At 64.8% G+C, this 1,660-nt stretch carries 2 protein-coding genes; both read left to right on the forward strand.

Going from position 1 to position 1,660, the window contains the following annotated elements; all coding sequences use genetic code 11:
• A partial coding sequence (locus G4D87_RS37505) for an AHH domain-containing protein (protein WP_205507884.1) occupies positions 1–522 on the forward strand: 522 nt, incomplete at its 5' end.
• A 15-nt stretch (positions 523–537) separates the two neighbouring features.
• Positions 538–1,660 (forward strand): imm11 family protein (locus tag G4D87_RS37510; protein WP_240358930.1); only part of this gene is annotated, 1,123 nt, incomplete at its 3' end.

The following is a 1,660-nucleotide window of genomic DNA, read 5'->3' on the forward strand; positions in this document are numbered from 1 at the left end:
AGGGTGCCCACGCTCCCCGGCTCCGCGCAAGCCTCGCTGGTGGGCGCTGGGCAGGGCGGCTTCCGGCTGGCGGCGGCGGGACAGGTCACCTCGGTGGCGGTGGCACCGGGAGGCGTCATCACCATCGGACTGGACCCGGAGGCTGTCGCGGAGACGGCACGAGGCCCGCACGCCGTGGCGTCCGAGCCGGTGGCGACCGCTGCCCACGAGCACCACATCGCGACGAACAAGTGGTGGGACTCCACCAACCTGGGTGGCCCGTGGTCACCCCAATTCCAGCGACTATTCGACCGGGCCGGCATGTCACTCAATGCTGCGGCCAACAAGGTCCGCGTGCGGGGCCACAAAGGGCCTCACCCGCAGAAGTATCATGAAGAGATCTACGAGCGACTGGAGGATGCAATGGAGGGCTGCCGGAGCATCCAACAGTGCAGAGAGGCGCTCGTTGGAGAACTTCAGATCCTGGCCAAGGAGATCACCCAACATGGCTCCCGGCTCAATGCGCTGGTCACTCGGAAATGACACACAGGAAGACTCATGACGATGCGATACTTCAAACTCTCCGATGACATGAGTCTCCAGGGGCGCTGGTTGCTGGGAGACCCTACGGATTCGCAGGGCCAGGAGGTTGATGACCCATGGCAGTTCAAGGCTGGATGCCCCGTCCAGGTTGAAGCGCGACTCAAGATTCCCATCTACCACCCAGGGAGTCCTCTCGATTATTCCCTGGCGGGTATTGGGAACACGCCCATCGTTCACAAGAGAGTTGCGAGCATCTTCGCGGAGCTGGCGCCTGACGACGTGCAGCTCCTTCCGGTTGCCGTCGACGGACAGGTCGAGCCGTACTGCATCCTCGTCGCGACTCAGCTCATCAGCTGCATCGACGACAACGCCTCGGAAGAGGTGCGCTATTGGAAGCCGGAGGATGGGCGCCCGGAGAAGGTCGGGAAATACCGCGGTGTGTCGGGCATGCGAATTGACCCGACGAAGGTGGGTGGCGCGAAGGTGTTCCGGACCTGGGGGTGGACCATCGCGCTCATCGTGTCCGAGGACATCAAGGAGGCGCTGGAGCGTGCACGCGTCACAGGGGTGAAGTTCGAGGAGGTCACCGGACCGAGCGCCATCAGTCCGGAGGAGCGCGAACGTAACCGGAAGCTCCTGGCGCTTCGGGATGAAACGGATGCGGCCCGCGAGTCCTTCTGGCGCAGCCTGGGGAAGTTGGACGAGGAGGTCATCATCCCCATCGTTGTGGGTGGTAATTGGCCCGCCCGGCGCCAGGTCTGGCGCGTCATCCACCGCCCGGAGGGGCGGACCCTCCTGGTGACGGACGGGCTGTCGGATTTCTTCGTGGACCAGGTGGCGCCGTCCGTGGGCTTCGGCCTGGAGCTGGCTCTGGAGACGAACGAGCCCCTTGGAGACGTCGAGAAGAGCTGGCCTCTGCTGTTGCTGGAGCGGGTGGGGGACGAACTCGCGGAGCACGAAAGCGTGCGCGAGAAGGTGAAGGCGGGCTTCCTCTCCATGGAGGTCTCCGGCCAGGGCATGCCCGAGCCGCTGCTGACAAAGGAGGGCAGGGTGGGGGTGCTGCTCGGTATGGAGTCGAACACGCTCCCCCGGAACTTCACCATGCCAGCCGGGACGGTGCGGCTTGTCACTCTCAAGG

The organism is Myxococcus vastator, from assembly GCF_010894475.1.
Classification (GTDB): domain Bacteria; phylum Myxococcota; class Myxococcia; order Myxococcales; family Myxococcaceae; genus Myxococcus; species Myxococcus vastator.